Annotated in this window: 13 protein-coding genes; 8 read left to right on the top strand and 5 right to left on the bottom strand. The window is 58.6% G+C overall.

Translation table 11 applies throughout. The features are described 5' to 3' along the window. Positions 1-2: 2 nt before the first annotated feature. The 3 genes from rdgB to ACWJ62_RS17895 are packed head-to-tail and all read left to right on the top strand — an operon-like array spanning position 3 to position 2,307. Positions 3-602 carry an RdgB/HAM1 family non-canonical purine NTP pyrophosphatase gene (gene rdgB / locus ACWJ62_RS17905; protein WP_449287417.1) on the top strand — a complete coding sequence of 200 codons (600 nt, stop codon included), beginning with the start codon at positions 3-5 and terminating at the stop codon, positions 600-602. 5 nt (positions 603-607) lie between these two features. Further along, complete coding sequence (gene hemW, locus ACWJ62_RS17900; protein ID WP_449287416.1) at positions 608-1,774, top strand: radical SAM family heme chaperone HemW; 1,167 nt, start codon at positions 608-610, stop codon at positions 1,772-1,774. Beyond that, positions 1,774-2,307, top strand: a complete 534-nt coding sequence (locus ACWJ62_RS17895; RefSeq protein WP_148607536.1) for a hypothetical protein — start codon at positions 1,774-1,776, stop codon at positions 2,305-2,307. Before hemW ends, ACWJ62_RS17895 begins: the two co-directional genes overlap by 1 nt. A 17-nt stretch (positions 2,308-2,324) precedes the next feature. Here the strand turns inward: ACWJ62_RS17895 and trmB are convergent, their stop codons facing one another. The 3 genes from trmB to ACWJ62_RS17880 all read right to left on the bottom strand — a co-directional run bounded on the left by trmB (position 2,325) and on the right by ACWJ62_RS17880 (position 4,982). Beyond that, positions 2,325-3,059 (bottom strand): tRNA (guanosine(46)-N7)-methyltransferase TrmB, encoded by a 735-nt coding sequence (gene trmB / locus ACWJ62_RS17890; RefSeq protein WP_449287415.1) that lies wholly within the window; start codon positions 3,057-3,059, stop codon positions 2,325-2,327. A gap of 72 nt (positions 3,060-3,131) precedes the next feature. Beyond that, the gene (locus ACWJ62_RS17885) at positions 3,132-4,664 is read right to left on the bottom strand and encodes a YifB family Mg chelatase-like AAA ATPase (protein WP_449287414.1); all 1,533 of its coding nucleotides are present in this window, start codon (positions 4,662-4,664) and stop codon (positions 3,132-3,134) included. Positions 4,665-4,727: 63 nt separating this feature from the next. After that, positions 4,728-4,982: an accessory factor UbiK family protein gene (locus tag ACWJ62_RS17880; protein ID WP_014575880.1), complete on the bottom strand. Its 255-nt coding sequence runs from the start codon at positions 4,980-4,982 to the stop codon at positions 4,728-4,730. 381 nt (positions 4,983-5,363) lie between these two features. On the opposite strand from ACWJ62_RS17880, the gene glnK reads away from it, so the two are divergent. Together glnK and ACWJ62_RS17870 are read left to right on the top strand one after the other, a co-directional pair. Further along, on the top strand, positions 5,364-5,702 hold the full coding sequence (gene glnK, locus ACWJ62_RS17875; protein WP_008173268.1) for a P-II family nitrogen regulator: 339 nt from the start codon (positions 5,364-5,366) through the stop codon (positions 5,700-5,702). A gap of 73 nt (positions 5,703-5,775) precedes the next feature. Further along, positions 5,776-7,059: an ammonium transporter gene (locus ACWJ62_RS17870; protein ID WP_449287413.1), complete on the top strand. Its 1,284-nt coding sequence runs from the start codon at positions 5,776-5,778 to the stop codon at positions 7,057-7,059. A gap of 64 nt (positions 7,060-7,123) precedes the next feature. On the opposite strand, the gene speE is transcribed toward ACWJ62_RS17870, so the two are convergent. Further along, the gene (gene speE, locus ACWJ62_RS17865) at positions 7,124-8,005 is read right to left on the bottom strand and encodes a polyamine aminopropyltransferase (protein ID WP_449287412.1); all 882 of its coding nucleotides are present in this window, start codon (positions 8,003-8,005) and stop codon (positions 7,124-7,126) included. A 178-nt stretch (positions 8,006-8,183) separates the two neighbouring features. Between speE and speA the strand changes: the two genes are divergently transcribed. Further along, on the top strand, positions 8,184-10,094 hold the full coding sequence (gene speA / locus ACWJ62_RS17860) for a biosynthetic arginine decarboxylase (RefSeq protein ID WP_449287411.1): 1,911 nt from the start codon (positions 8,184-8,186) through the stop codon (positions 10,092-10,094). A 4-nt stretch (positions 10,095-10,098) separates the two neighbouring features. On the opposite strand, the gene ACWJ62_RS17855 is transcribed toward speA, so the two are convergent. Beyond that, a complete protein-coding gene (locus ACWJ62_RS17855; RefSeq protein ID WP_449287410.1) occupies positions 10,099-11,136 on the bottom strand; it encodes an AraC family transcriptional regulator in 1,038 nt (345 codons plus the stop codon). Between the two features lie 190 nt (positions 11,137-11,326). Between ACWJ62_RS17855 and ACWJ62_RS17850 the strand changes: the two genes are divergently transcribed. Together ACWJ62_RS17850 and ACWJ62_RS17845 are read left to right on the top strand one after the other, a co-directional pair. Beyond that, positions 11,327-11,974, top strand: coding sequence for a sigma-70 family RNA polymerase sigma factor (locus tag ACWJ62_RS17850; RefSeq protein ID WP_449287409.1), 648 nt, complete (start codon positions 11,327-11,329; stop codon positions 11,972-11,974). After that, the gene (locus tag ACWJ62_RS17845) at positions 11,971-12,609 is read left to right on the top strand and encodes a ChrR family anti-sigma-E factor (RefSeq protein ID WP_449287408.1); all 639 of its coding nucleotides are present in this window, start codon (positions 11,971-11,973) and stop codon (positions 12,607-12,609) included. The genes ACWJ62_RS17850 and ACWJ62_RS17845 overlap by 4 nt, the downstream gene beginning before the upstream one ends. The last annotated feature ends 72 nt before the right edge of the window (positions 12,610-12,681 follow it).

The following is a 12,681-nucleotide window of genomic DNA, read 5'->3' as shown; positions in this document are numbered from 1 at the left end:
ATATGACCAACCGACTTGTCATCGCCAGCAATAACAGGGGCAAAATCGCCGAGTTGACCGAACTGCTCTCGCCTTTAGGGATGACGCCGGTTGCCCAGGGCGATCTGGGTGTCGGTGAAGCCGAGGAGCCCGCGGTTACCTTTGTAGAAAACGCGATTCTCAAGGCACGCCACGCGGCCCGGGAAACCGGGCTGCCAGCCCTCGCTGACGACAGTGGTCTGGCGGTGGATGCGCTTGAGGGCCGCCCGGGCGTGCGCTCCGCCCGCTTTGCCGGCGATGATGCAACCGACCGGGACAATCTGGACGCCCTGCTCGACGCCATGGCTGGCGTGCCGGACGGGCAACGGGGCGCCCAGTTTCACTGTGTGCTGGTATACCTGCGCCATGCCGACGACCCGACCCCGATCATCTGCCATGGCCGCTGGCCGGGCTCGATCCTGAGATCCCCTCAAGGCGATGGCGGCTTTGGCTATGACCCGGTGTTCCTGGCACCAGAGCATGGCTGCAGCGCGGCGGAACTGTCTCGCGCCGAAAAAGGCAACATCAGCCACCGCGGACGGGCCCTGAAGATTCTGCTGGATCAGCTGAAGGCCGAGGCCTGAGCCAGTTGAGCAATACCAGCCCCGGGGAAGATCATCAGCCAGCGGCGGTTCGGCCGCCGTTGAGCCTCTACATTCACGTGCCCTGGTGCGTGCGGAAGTGCCCCTACTGCGACTTCAACTCCCACGCTTTCACCGGGACTATCCCCGAATCCGCCTATCTGCAGGCTCTGCTCGAAGATCTCGACCAGGACCAGGCCTTTGCCACCGATCGACCAATAGAAACCGTTTTCATCGGAGGCGGCACCCCGTCCCTGATGAGCGGCGACTTCTACGATCGCCTGTTCCGGGAACTGCGGGCGCGTCTTACTTTCGCGACAGATGCCGAAATTACCCTGGAAGCCAATCCCGGCACGCTCGAAGCCGGCCGCTTCGACGCTTTTCGGGCAGCGGGAATAAACCGTCTCTCCATCGGGGTCCAGAGTTTCAACCCCGACCATCTTAAAGCCCTGGGGCGTATTCACGACTCCGATGCCGCCCACCGGGCCATACGCGCCGCTCGCCGCGCCGGCTTCGATAACTTCAACATCGACCTGATGCACGGCCTGCCGGGCCAGACTCCGGAGCAGGCCATCGAAGACATTGAGACGGCCCTGGACTACCAGCCACCGCATCTGTCCTGGTATCAGTTGACCCTGGAGCCCAATACCGAGTTTTACAGCCGCCCTCCAGACCTGCCGGACGACGATCATCTCTGGGACATCTATCGCCAGGGTTCTGACTTCCTGCATCGAAGGGGCTACCAGGATTACGAAGTCTCGGCCTGGAGCCTCCAGGGAAGCGCCTCTCGCCACAATCTGAACTACTGGACCTTCGGAGACTATCTGGCACTTGGGGCTGGGGCCCACGGCAAGATCAGTCTGGCCGACGGGAGTATCAGGCGATACTGGAAGACCCGGCAGCCCGAAGCTTACCTGAACCGGATCGGTAGCCGAACGGCCGGATCTGATGCGATAGCGGTGGAAGATCTGCCGCTGGAATTTCTGATGAACGCCCTCAGACTGAAAGAAGGAGTGGATGAAAGCCTTTTTTCTGAGCGAACGGGTTTACCCCTGACAACAGTTGGAGTAAAACTTGAACAACTGCGGAATGAAAAGCTGCTGGTAAGCGATCGACTCCAGGCAACCGACCTGGGCCAAAGATACCTTAACAGCCTGTTGGAGCGTTTTCTGTAATGGACCCTGCACACGGAGTGGCAGCCTTTCCTAAAAGCCTCAAAGCCAGCCTGGTGGTGGCGGCGGTGCTGCTTTTCGCCCTGCTTATGGTCAACCAGCCACTGCAGACCGCTTCTGCACCCCAGGGTATCGTCAGCTATCAGTTGGCCGGTACCGCAGATCAGGCCCACGCCATTCTTCGCAGTTGGCGAAGCGAAGGTGTGGCCTGGGCAAGGGTGTCTCTGTGGCTGGACTTCCTGTTCATCCCCGCCTACATGCTGGCGCTGATAAATCTGACGAGACATTTCACACGAGACCGGCCCGGGGTTCGCGAGCGGATGGTAGCAAGATGGATTCGTGCCTTGTTCGTCGCAGCCGGCTTCAGCGATGGCGCGGAGAACATGCTGCTGCTGAACAATTTCAATCCGCCTACCGATGAAGTAAGCCTATCCGCAACCCTGTGCGCGCTGATCAAGTTCACGGCACTCACGCTCGGCATTGCCGGGCTGGTGATTGTCCGGGCGTCGCGGCGCCATCCACTGGCACATCACTGACCCCCGCTCCCCGGCTATCAGTTGGTCCGGTAGAACAACAGATCCCAGACGCCGTGACCCAGGGTTTCGCCACGCTTTTCAAACTTTGTAATCGGACGGTCTTCAGGGCGCGGTGAATAGCCACCGGGCTCCTGGGTGTTGGCAAAGCCTTCGGACTCGCTCATCACCTCAAGCATATGCTCGGCGTAATTCTCCCAGTCGGTCGCCAGGTGCAGAATGCCGCCCACCCTCAACTTGTGACGAACCCGCTGGACGAACTCGTGCTGGATCAGTCGGCGTTTGTGATGTTTTTTCTTATGCCAGGGATCCGGGAAAAACACCATTACCCGGTCCAGACAGGCATCCGGCAGGCAAAGATCAATCACATCGTTGGCATCGATACTGTAAATCCGGACGTTTTCCAGGCCACGGTCCTCAATCTCCTTGAGCAACGCGCCAACGCCGGGCTGATGAACTTCAACCCCGATAAAATCCTGCTCGGGAGCGGCCTCAGCCATCTCGGCCAGGGACCGGCCCATGCCGAAACCGATTTCCAGGTTCAGCATGTTGTCGCGCCCGAACACTTCCCTGGGATCAATCATTCCGTCCTCACGGGTTAGCCCGTACTTCGGCCAGCTCCGCTCGAACGCCTTTTTCTGGCCTTCCGTCATCCGGCCCTGGCGCAGAACAAAGCTGCGCACACCACGACGGGTGGTTACCGGCGATTCAGCGGCCTTATCCTGGGAATCTTGCGGTTCTTTATGGTCTGTCATCTGCAATCCTTAACCGCAGGCAGCGGGTCATGGTTAACGGGATTTGCCAACAGTTTACCAGAGTGTTGTCGCTCAGGCGGAGACCACCGAGTTGCGGCCCTGCTGTCGGTCGAGCTGCCGGTAACCCAGAGCCTCAACCAGATGGCTCTGTCGTAGCTCCTCGCTGCCTTCAAGATCGGCAAGCGTTCGGGCAACTCGCAATATGCGGTGCAGTGCACGGGCCGAAAGCCCCAGCTTTTCCATGGCACCGGTGAGCAACTGTTCTCCCTGGCGATCCAGCCGGCACGCAGCCTGCAACTCACGCCCGGCTAAGGCGGCATTCAGGCAACCCCGCTCTGATTGCCGGGATCTGGCAATCAGGACACGCTCCCGAACGGCGGCGCTGGTTTCACCATCCCCGCCCGACTGCATCAACACGTCGCCGCCTTGCACAGGCACTTCCACATGCAGATCAAACCTGTCCAGAAGGGGGCCGGAAATTTTCGACCGGTAACGGGTTACCTGTTGCGGCGTACACTGGCACTCGATGGTGGGATGACCACTGTAGCCACAGGGGCAGGGATTCATTGCACCCACGACCTGAAATCGCGCCGGAAAATTCACCTGCCGTGCCGCCCGGCTGATCGAGATTTCGCCGGTTTCCATCGGCTCCCGGAGCACTTCAAGCACCCGTCGTTCGAACTCTGGCAACTCGTCGAGAAACAGTACGCCCCGGTGCGCCAGGGAGATCTCCCCCGGCCTCGGGCTGCTGCCACCACCGACCAGCGCAACCGCTGAGGCGGTATGATGGGGCGCCCGGAAAGGCGGCTGACGCCAGCCCCCGGCCCGAACCGGGAGCCCGGCCACCGAATGCACGCTGGCCACTTCCATGGCCGCAGTATCATCCAGCCCCGGCAGGATTCCGGGCAAGCGACTGGCAAGCATGCTCTTGCCGGTTCCCGGGGGACCGAAGAACAGAAGATTGTGCCCTCCCGCTGCCGCCACTTCCAACGTGCGGCGCGGGACCTGCTGGCCGCGGACATCCGACAGATCGGGCACCTCACGGTTGCCGTCCGGCGCTTCGTCCAGGGGAGACCTGGGCACCGGCACCAGACGGGCACGGCCACTCAGATGCTCGCACACGGCCAGCAGGTGGCCGGCGGCCAGAAGATCACCCCGGCTTGCCAGCGCCGCTTCCTCGGAGTTGGCGTGCGGAACCAGCAAGGCCCGACCATCCTCCCGTGCGGCTAATACAGCCGGCAGAACACCTTTCAGGGGGCGCAGTGCACCATCAAGGGACAATTCGCCGAGGAATTCGCAATCGGAAAGGCTGTCGACCGGGATCTGGCCAGACGCCGCCAGAATGCCCAGAGCGATGGGCAGATCGAACCGGCCACCCTCTTTTGGCAGATCAGCGGGAGCAAGATTGATGGTAATTCTTCGGGCGGGAAACTCGAAACCGGCGTTGAGAAGCGCGCTTCGGACGCGTTCTTTGCTCTCCCTTACACCGGTTTCCGGCAAGCCCACGATCGAGAGCGCGGGCAAGCCGCCGGAGAGATGGACTTCAACGGTAACGGCAGGCGCTGACACGCCAATGGCGGCGCGGGAATGAACAATAGCAAGCATGACAACCATCCATGGTAATAACCGGATATGTTTGCCCGGCATCCTGCCGGGCGTGTCCGGGATTTATTGTTTCTGCAGGGAATTTTCCAGTTCGGCCACCCGCTTCTCGAGCGCGTCCACCTTTTCACGGGTCTTCAGCAGGACCGCCTGCTGGGCGTCAAACTCCTCCCGGGTCACCAACTCCAGGCGAGACAGAACGGCCATCACGGTGGCCCGGGCCTGGGTTTCAAAATCTTCCCGTGCAGCGCGGGCCATGTCGGGAACAAACTGGCCAAACTGGCCCTGCAGCTGAGAAAAAATATCCTGTGGACCTTTCACACGTCACCTCACAAATTCCTGAAATATCCGGCTTCGACTAAAAGACAGGGCCGGTTGCCGGTTAGCGGGAGTGTATCACACCGCAGCCCCTGCCATACTGTAGGTGGTCGACCCTATAATAAGTGGCGAAGGGCCAGGGAGCCCGCTCCAAATTGGCTCACTGGCCGGCTACCCGCTCTATTTTGGTGCACAAGTTTGCGCCATTCTGGTACGCGGATATCGTAGTCTATTGTTTTTTAAACATTTTTTTGCGTTGGCATACACGATGCTAAAGCTCTCGTACGCAATCCGCACAATTGGTGTGCGAGGTGGCAGCATCCCGAGCTCAACAACCGGCCGACGGGCCCTCACTGTTGAGACGGCTTTACCAAGGAGAAAGCAATGAAACTTGTGACAGCGATCATCAAGCCTTTCAAATTGGATGATGTCCGTGAGGCACTATCCGAGATTGGCGTACAAGGCGTAACCGTCACTGAAGTCAAAGGCTTCGGTCGGCAAAAAGGCCACACAGAACTCTACCGTGGCGCGGAATACGTGGTGGATTTCCTGCCCAAGGTGAAGGTGGAAGTTGCTATCGGCGACAACCTTCTGGACCAGGTTATCGAGTCCATCACCAAGGCGGCTAACACCGGCAAGATCGGTGACGGCAAGATTTTCGTGACTGAACTGGCTCAAGCCATCCGGATCCGGACTGGCGAAACCGGCGAAGAAGCGGTCTGAACCAGCTCTGATTTTTCGAACAGCCAACGCAAAAAAATTTATAACCTGAAAAGCCTCGTGCGGAGGGCTTCATATGGAAAGCAATCTTAATCACATTTTTGAACTCCAGTATGCGCTGGATACCTTTTACTTCCTGATTTGCGGTGCTCTGGTCATGTGGATGGCCGCTGGCTTTGCCATGCTGGAAGCCGGCCTGGTGCGTGCCAAGAACACCACCGAAATCCTGACCAAGAACGTGGCCCTGTTTGCGGTCGCCTGTACCATGTACCTGATTGTCGGCTACGACATCATGTACGACGGCGGTATCTTCCTGAGCGGTGTAACAACTGTTGCCGAGATGGACGACGCAGCGATTGCAGGCGTTATTGCAGCCTCCACTGAAGCCGGCTTCGGCGACATGGGCGAATACAGCGGCGCTTCTGACTTCTTCTTCCAGGTTGTCTTCGTTGCAACCGCCATGTCCATCGTTTCCGGTGCTGTGGCTGAGCGTATGAAGCTCTGGGCCTTCCTGGGTTTCGCCGTTGTTATGTGTGGTTTCATCTACCCGATGCAGGGTTCCTGGACCTGGAACGGCGACGCGGTATTCGGCATGTACGAGCTGAGCTACAGCGACTACGCCGGTTCCGGTATCGTTCACATGGCCGGTGCAGCAGCAGCTCTGGCAGGTGTGATCCTGCTTGGTGCCCGTAAAGGTAAATACGGCGCCAAAGGTGAAATCCGCGCGTTCCCGGGCGCCAACCTGCCCCTGGCAACTCTTGGTACCTTCATCCTGTGGATGGGCTGGTTCGGCTTCAACGGTGGCTCAACCCTGAAACTGGGTGGCATCGGTGTCGCCAACGAAGTGGCCAACGTGTTCCTGAACACCAACGCGGCTGCAGCCGGTGGTCTGATCGCTGCCCTGATCGTGGCACGCCTGATGTTCGGCAAGGCCGACCTGACCATGGCCCTGAACGGCGCTCTGGCTGGCCTGGTTGCGATCACTGCAGAACCGGCGGATCCCTCTCCCCTGCTGGCCACCATCATCGGCGCCATCGGTGGCACCCTGGTTGTGTTCTCCATCGTAACCATGGACAAGCTGCGCATTGACGACCCGGTCGGTGCCATCTCTGTGCACGGTGTGGTCGGTATCTGGGGTATCTTTGCGGTCCTCCTGTCCGACGCAGACGCTACCTTCATGGGCCAGCTGGTCGGCATGCTCACCATCTTCATCTGGGTATTCGTCACCAGTCTGATCGTCTGGGGCATCCTGAAAGCCGTCATGGGTATCAGGGTCACAGAAGAAGAAGAGTACGAAGGTGTGGATCTGTCCGAGTGTGGTATGGAAGCCTATCCGGAGTTCGTCAGCGGCAAGCAATAAACGCTGACACTGCAAGTAAAAAGGGGCGCCAGTTGGCGCCCCTTTTTTGTAAGTCCGATCTTGCCTAACCTTCTGTCGGTCTTACCTCATCTTCAAGCGCATCCACCATGAACTGTGGCATCGCCAGCGCGCCGCGATGAACACCGGCATTGTAGTAGCGAGTTACGAACGGGCGATTGTTGGCATCCTCCTCCCGGAAATACTTGACCGGATTTTCCTTGCTCGCCATGGTGCAACTCCACCAGCCCGTCGGATAGACAGGCTGCGGAAATGGCAGGGTCTGTACATGCTCGAACCCTGCCTTGCGCATGTCCTCGTGAATACCTTTGATAATGCTCTGCGTGTGGAGCAGCGGCGATTCGCTCTGCTGCACGATAATCCCTCCCTCGCGCAGCGCCAGCATGGCATCCCGATAAAAATCCAGGGCAAACAGGCCTTCAGCGGGGCCTACCGGATCAGTACTGTCGATAATGATAAGGTCAACGCTGTTCGGCTCAATATCCCGCATCCACTGGATCCCGTCGCCAAAGAAGAAATTGGCGCGCGGGTCGATGTTGGCCTCACATAATTCCGGAAAGTACTCTTCAGACACGCGGGTTACCCGTTCATCAATTTCCACCTGCCAGGCTTCCTCGATGCCCGGATGCTTGAGCACCTCTTTCAGGGTGCCACAGTCTCCGCCACCAACAATCACCACCTTTTTCGGATCGCGGTGGGTAAACAGGGCCGGGTGCGTCATCATCTCGTGGTACAGAAAGTTGTCGCGGGTGGTCAGCATCACGCAGCCATCCAGAACCATCAGGTTGCCAAAGGTCTCGGTCTCGTAGATTTCCAGTTTCTGGAACGGCGTCTGTTCCTCATGGAGCTTCTTTTTCACCTGCAGGGAGAACGCGGTCCCCTGATCCTGGAATACCTCGGTAAACCAGCCGTCATTGAGTGCTGTCATGTCTTGCCTCCCGCTGTGAGCCTTGGGCTGAATTGAAAGGGCGTATTGTAGGGATGCCCCACCGTGAGCTAAAGCGATAATCGCGGCGAAACGCCATGTATTTTCCGCAGCCGATGCTTTTAGCCAGGGATGGGAATCCATACAATGGCGGCCAGTGTTTCCTGACAGGATAGCAAGCATGAGCGAAGCCAGCGCCACCCCGGCCCACAAGGTTTACAACATTGCCCACTGGAGCGATGGCTACATCGGTGTCAATGATCAGGGCCAGGTGCTCATCCGCCCGGATCGTGGCCACAGCCCGGCCCGCATCAATCTGCCCGAACTGACCCGGACGCTGACCGAGTCCGGGGTCCAGCTGCCGGTACTTGTGCGCTTCGTTGACATCCTGCACGACCGCGTTAACAAACTCTGCAATGCCTTCAACAAGGTTGCAGAGGAGCACGCCTACCAGGGCGGCTACACGGCGGTTTACCCCATCAAGGTCAACCAGCAGCGCCGCGTGGTCGAAGAGCTGCTGGCTGCCGAGCCCGCCGCCTCCAACGGCCAGATCGGGCTTGAAGCGGGCAGCAAGCCTGAGCTGATGGCGGTGCTGGCAATGTCGCAACAACCCGGATCAGTGATTGTCTGTAATGGTTACAAGGACCGGGAATACATCCGCCTGGCCCTGATTGGCCAGACTCTGGGCCATCGGGTGTTCATCGTGGTCGAGAAAAAGTCGGAGTTACCGCTCATCCTGGAAGAGGCAAAAAGTCTGGGCGTGTCACCATTGATCGGGGTCCGGGCCCGGCTGGCCACCATCGGCAAAGGCAACTGGCAGAACACCGGCGGTGAAAAGTCCAAATTCGGACTGTCCGCCAGCCAGGTTCTGGATGTCCTCGACACCCTTCGCGAGGCAGGTGCCCTGGACACCCTGCAACTCTTGCATTTCCACCTTGGGTCCCAGATTGCCAATATCCGTGACATCCAGACCGGTCTCCGGGAATGCGCACGCTTCTATAGCGAGTTACGCCAGATGGGCGCCCCGATCGGCACAGTGGACATCGGCGGGGGCCTGGGCGTGGACTACGAAGGCACTCGCTCCCGCAGTAGCTGCTCCATGAACTACAGCGTTTACGAATATGCCTACAACGTTGTGCATGTTTTGCAGGCAGAGTGTGATCGCCACGGTACGCCTCACCCGGATCTGATCAGCGAATCCGGCAGAGCCCTGACCGCCCATCACTCCGTGCTTGTAACCAACGTGATCGACCACGAAGCACCGGAAAACCGGACTCCGCAACAACCAGGCGCGACCGCCTCGGCGCCGCTGCACGACCTCTGGCGCGACCTTGAAAGCCTGCAGGACACAAACACCCCCCGTTCACTGGCTGAGATCTACCATGACGTACTCCACGCCATGGCCGATGTTCACGCCCAGTTCGCCCACGGCGTAGTGTCGCTCCAGGAGCGGGCCGATGCTGAAACCCTGTACACTCGCTGCTGCCGACTTCTCCGGGATCAGCTGGACAGCAGCAACCGGGCCCACCGTGAAATCATCGACGAACTCAATGAGAAACTGGCGGAAAAACTTTTCGTTAATTTTTCCCTGTTCCAGTCACTGCCTGATGTCTGGGGCATTGACCAGATCTTCCCGGTTATGCCGATCAATGGCCTGGATCGCCCCCTGAACCGACGGGCAGTTATCCAGGACATTACCTGCGATTCGGACGGACGCATTGACCGCTACGTAGATGGACAGGGCACCGAGACAACACTGCCCCTGCCGGAAGAACGGTCGGGCGAGCCCCTGCTGATGGGCTTTTTCATGACCGGCGCGTATCAGGAAATTCTCGGCGATATGCACAACCTGTTCGGCGACACCCATTCCGTGGATGTCCGCCTGACGCCAGAGGGCGGCTACGAGATCAGCGCCCCCATCACCGGGGACACCGTCGCCAAGGTGCTGCGCTATGTGAACTTTGAACCGGAGGCCCTGATGAAGGCCTATCAGGGCAAGTTTGCAGCCTCCGCCCTGGCAGCGGAAACCCAGGCCGCGCTTCTGGCGGAGCTGGCCGCCGGCCTGGATGGTTATACCTACCTCGAGGAATAGCAAGTCAGGACTTCTGATGCTCACGACGCCAGGCACTGGGTGACAAGCCTTCCCACTTGCGGAAGGCCCGGCCAAAGTTGGAGGGGTCACTGTAGCCCAGAGCGTCAGCTATCTCATCAATGCTCAGCTCATTGCGGCGCAGCAGTTCAAGTGCTCGGCGGTGGCGAATGGAATCCTGCAGTTGCTGGAATCGCACCCCTTCGGATGCCAACTGCCTGCGCAGCGTCCTGGTGGACATTTTCAGGTGTTTTGCGACATCCTCCAGGGCCGGTAACCGCTGGCTTCGCCCCGTCTCGAGCAGGCGCACCACCCGGTCCGAAACCGATGTAGAACCCTCGATGAATCGCATTTCCTCCTGACACTGGGCCTCGGCAATCCGACGGGTCACCGGATTCGACAGCGACATGGGGGAGTCCAGAAAAACCCGTTTGAACCGCAGCTGGTTCACGCCGCTGCCAAACGAAATCTGGCTTCCAAACAGCTGCCGATAGGCCGAGACATCGCCAGGCTCCGGAAAATCCAGCAGGCAACGGCCCCCATCCAGCAGCCGATGGCCAAAAAGCAGGAGATTTACATCCATCAGTGAAGCCATAACGACATCAACATTGAACCGGTACAGGTCCTCAATGCTGTGCGCCAGGTCCAGCTGGATCACAGCCTCATGTTCCTCCACGAAGAACGACAGGCTCATGTAGACAAAGCGGATCTGGAAATACTTGATCAGCACCGTGAGCGCCTGCTCAAGCGTATCGCAGCTGATGGCTGCCTGGGCCAGCGAGCCATGGGTGGTAAACTTCAGACGCTTTCCGAATTCAAGCCCAAGGGCAGGATCACCGCTCTGGACAAGAGCTTCGCGGCACAGGGCACTGAACTGCTCGACAGTAATGAAATTGTCCGGATGACCAAGCATGGATGGGCGGATACCGGAAGCCGACAATAGCCGGGACCGCTGAAGGCCACGGTCCTCTGCCAACTGACAGAGGATATCCGCATAGTGCGCCCGGATAACGGGCAGGTTTCCGGTAAAGCCGGGAGCATTCATGGAGATGATTGTCGTCCGGAGTCAATTTATTGCTCAGACTAGACCCCTCTGCCAGTTACGGCAATCACCTGCGAGACGATTGCAAAACGTCGCTGGTGCCAGCTTTCTGCTTTTTTTCCAATCAGGCTGATCCACCCGATAGACCGATCCGTAAATCTAGGCACTGACAAACCCGGGACGAGTGCATAGAATGATGACCAGAACAAGCTCAAATCATGCGACTGTCAAGGAGCGTCCGGTGACCACACTGGATAAGAAGCCGGCCAGTTCCGAGGGCCGCAAGGACCCTTGGAGCCAGATGCTGCAGAAAGTGGGCAAGAGCCAGGACCGCGAAGCATACCACGCGTTGTTCGAGCATTTTGGCCCGCAAATCAAGTATTACGCAATGGCGAACGGTCTGGCGAGTCACGCCGAAGAGCTCGTGCAGGAAGTCTTTGTGTCCATCTGGAGACGGTCCTGCCTGTACGACTGGCGCAAGGCTGCCGCTTCTACCTGGATTTTTACCATCGCCCGTAACCAGCGCATCGACATGCTGAGAAAAATGCAGCGAACCAGCGCTGAAATGCCGGTTGAGACAGAAGACCTCTGGCAGATTCCAGGTGAAAACGAGAACGAGCCGGTCACGTCTTTGCACCGCCTCATGTCCGAGCGGCGGATCAGGGAGTCGCTGAGCCACCTGCCGGAAGAACAGATCACGGTGATTGCCAAAGTGTACATGGAAAACAAATCGCATCAGATGGTTGCAGACGAGTTGGACATCCCTCTTGGCACCGTGAAAAGCCGGGTCCGCCTGGCATTGAATAAACTGAAAGTGATTTTGCAGGATCAGAACGTATGACACGGCACCATCCCGACAGCCTGAGCCTGATGGAATACAGCGCAGGTAATCTGAGCGAGCCCCATGCTCTGTGCATCAAGCTTCACCTGGACAAATGTTCCCACTGCCGTAGCCGTGTGGACACGCTCGACAGTCTTGGGGCTGTGATGATGGAGCAGCAGCCAAAGGTCACCGTCTCCGAAAGCATGTTCGACAGCATTCTTTCAAGAATCGATAGCGAACCGTCGGCTGAGCCTGCGGCTCCGGCGATTCCGAGGGTCAGCGCCCTGCAAAAGCTTCTGGGTGAAGACCTTAATAGTCTGCCGTGGAAGCGCCAGCTGGGCGATGTGAGTGTCCTGGACATTACCGATCGGTTCCCCGGCCAAAAGGAACAGGTTGTGCTCCAGAAGCTTGCTGCGGGCGGTAAAGCGCCTGCTCACACGCACCGCGGGGAGGAAACGACAATCGTTCTCCAGGGCGCCTTTGCCGACCAGAAAGGCGTTTTCAACCAATGGGATTTTGTGGTCCTGAACGACGAGGATGAACACAAGCCCGTCGCGGTTGGTTGCGAAGACTGTATAACACTCTCCGTGTTGAGTGCCCCGGTTAAGCTGACCGGCACATTTACCCGGATGCTCAACCCTTTTATTCGGTAATATTTCACCGAATGGCGGGCAAGAAAAAGGGGCGATTTCCATCGCCCCTTTTTTTAATCCGATTCCAAGGCT

The organism is Marinobacter sp. PE14 (assembly GCF_053566155.1).
This window is presented reverse-complemented; position numbering and strand designations above follow the sequence as displayed.

What these genes read in the sequence shown, in the direction of transcription:
- ACWJ62_RS17855 (WP_449287410.1), bottom strand. Translation starts at nt 11,136, where the DNA reads ATGAATGCTCCCGGCTTTACCGGAAACCTGCCCGTTATCCGGGCGCAC.
- ACWJ62_RS17850 (WP_449287409.1), top strand. Translation starts at nt 11,327, where the DNA reads ATGATGACCAGAACAAGCTCAAATCATGCGACTGTCAAGGAGCGTCCG.
- ACWJ62_RS17895 (WP_148607536.1), top strand. Translation starts at nt 1,774, where the DNA reads ATGGACCCTGCACACGGAGTGGCAGCCTTTCCTAAAAGCCTCAAAGCC.
- trmB (WP_449287415.1), bottom strand. Translation starts at nt 3,059, where the DNA reads ATGACAGACCATAAAGAACCGCAAGATTCCCAGGATAAGGCCGCTGAA.
- speE (WP_449287412.1), bottom strand. Translation starts at nt 8,005, where the DNA reads ATGACAGCACTCAATGACGGCTGGTTTACCGAGGTATTCCAGGATCAG.
- ACWJ62_RS17870 (WP_449287413.1), top strand. Translation starts at nt 5,776, where the DNA reads ATGGAAAGCAATCTTAATCACATTTTTGAACTCCAGTATGCGCTGGAT.
- ACWJ62_RS17885 (WP_449287414.1), bottom strand. Translation starts at nt 4,664, where the DNA reads ATGCTTGCTATTGTTCATTCCCGCGCCGCCATTGGCGTGTCAGCGCCT.
- ACWJ62_RS17845 (WP_449287408.1), top strand. Translation starts at nt 11,971, where the DNA reads ATGACACGGCACCATCCCGACAGCCTGAGCCTGATGGAATACAGCGCA.
- rdgB (WP_449287417.1), top strand. Translation starts at nt 3, where the DNA reads ATGACCAACCGACTTGTCATCGCCAGCAATAACAGGGGCAAAATCGCC.
- glnK (WP_008173268.1), top strand. Translation starts at nt 5,364, where the DNA reads ATGAAACTTGTGACAGCGATCATCAAGCCTTTCAAATTGGATGATGTC.
- speA (WP_449287411.1), top strand. Translation starts at nt 8,184, where the DNA reads ATGAGCGAAGCCAGCGCCACCCCGGCCCACAAGGTTTACAACATTGCC.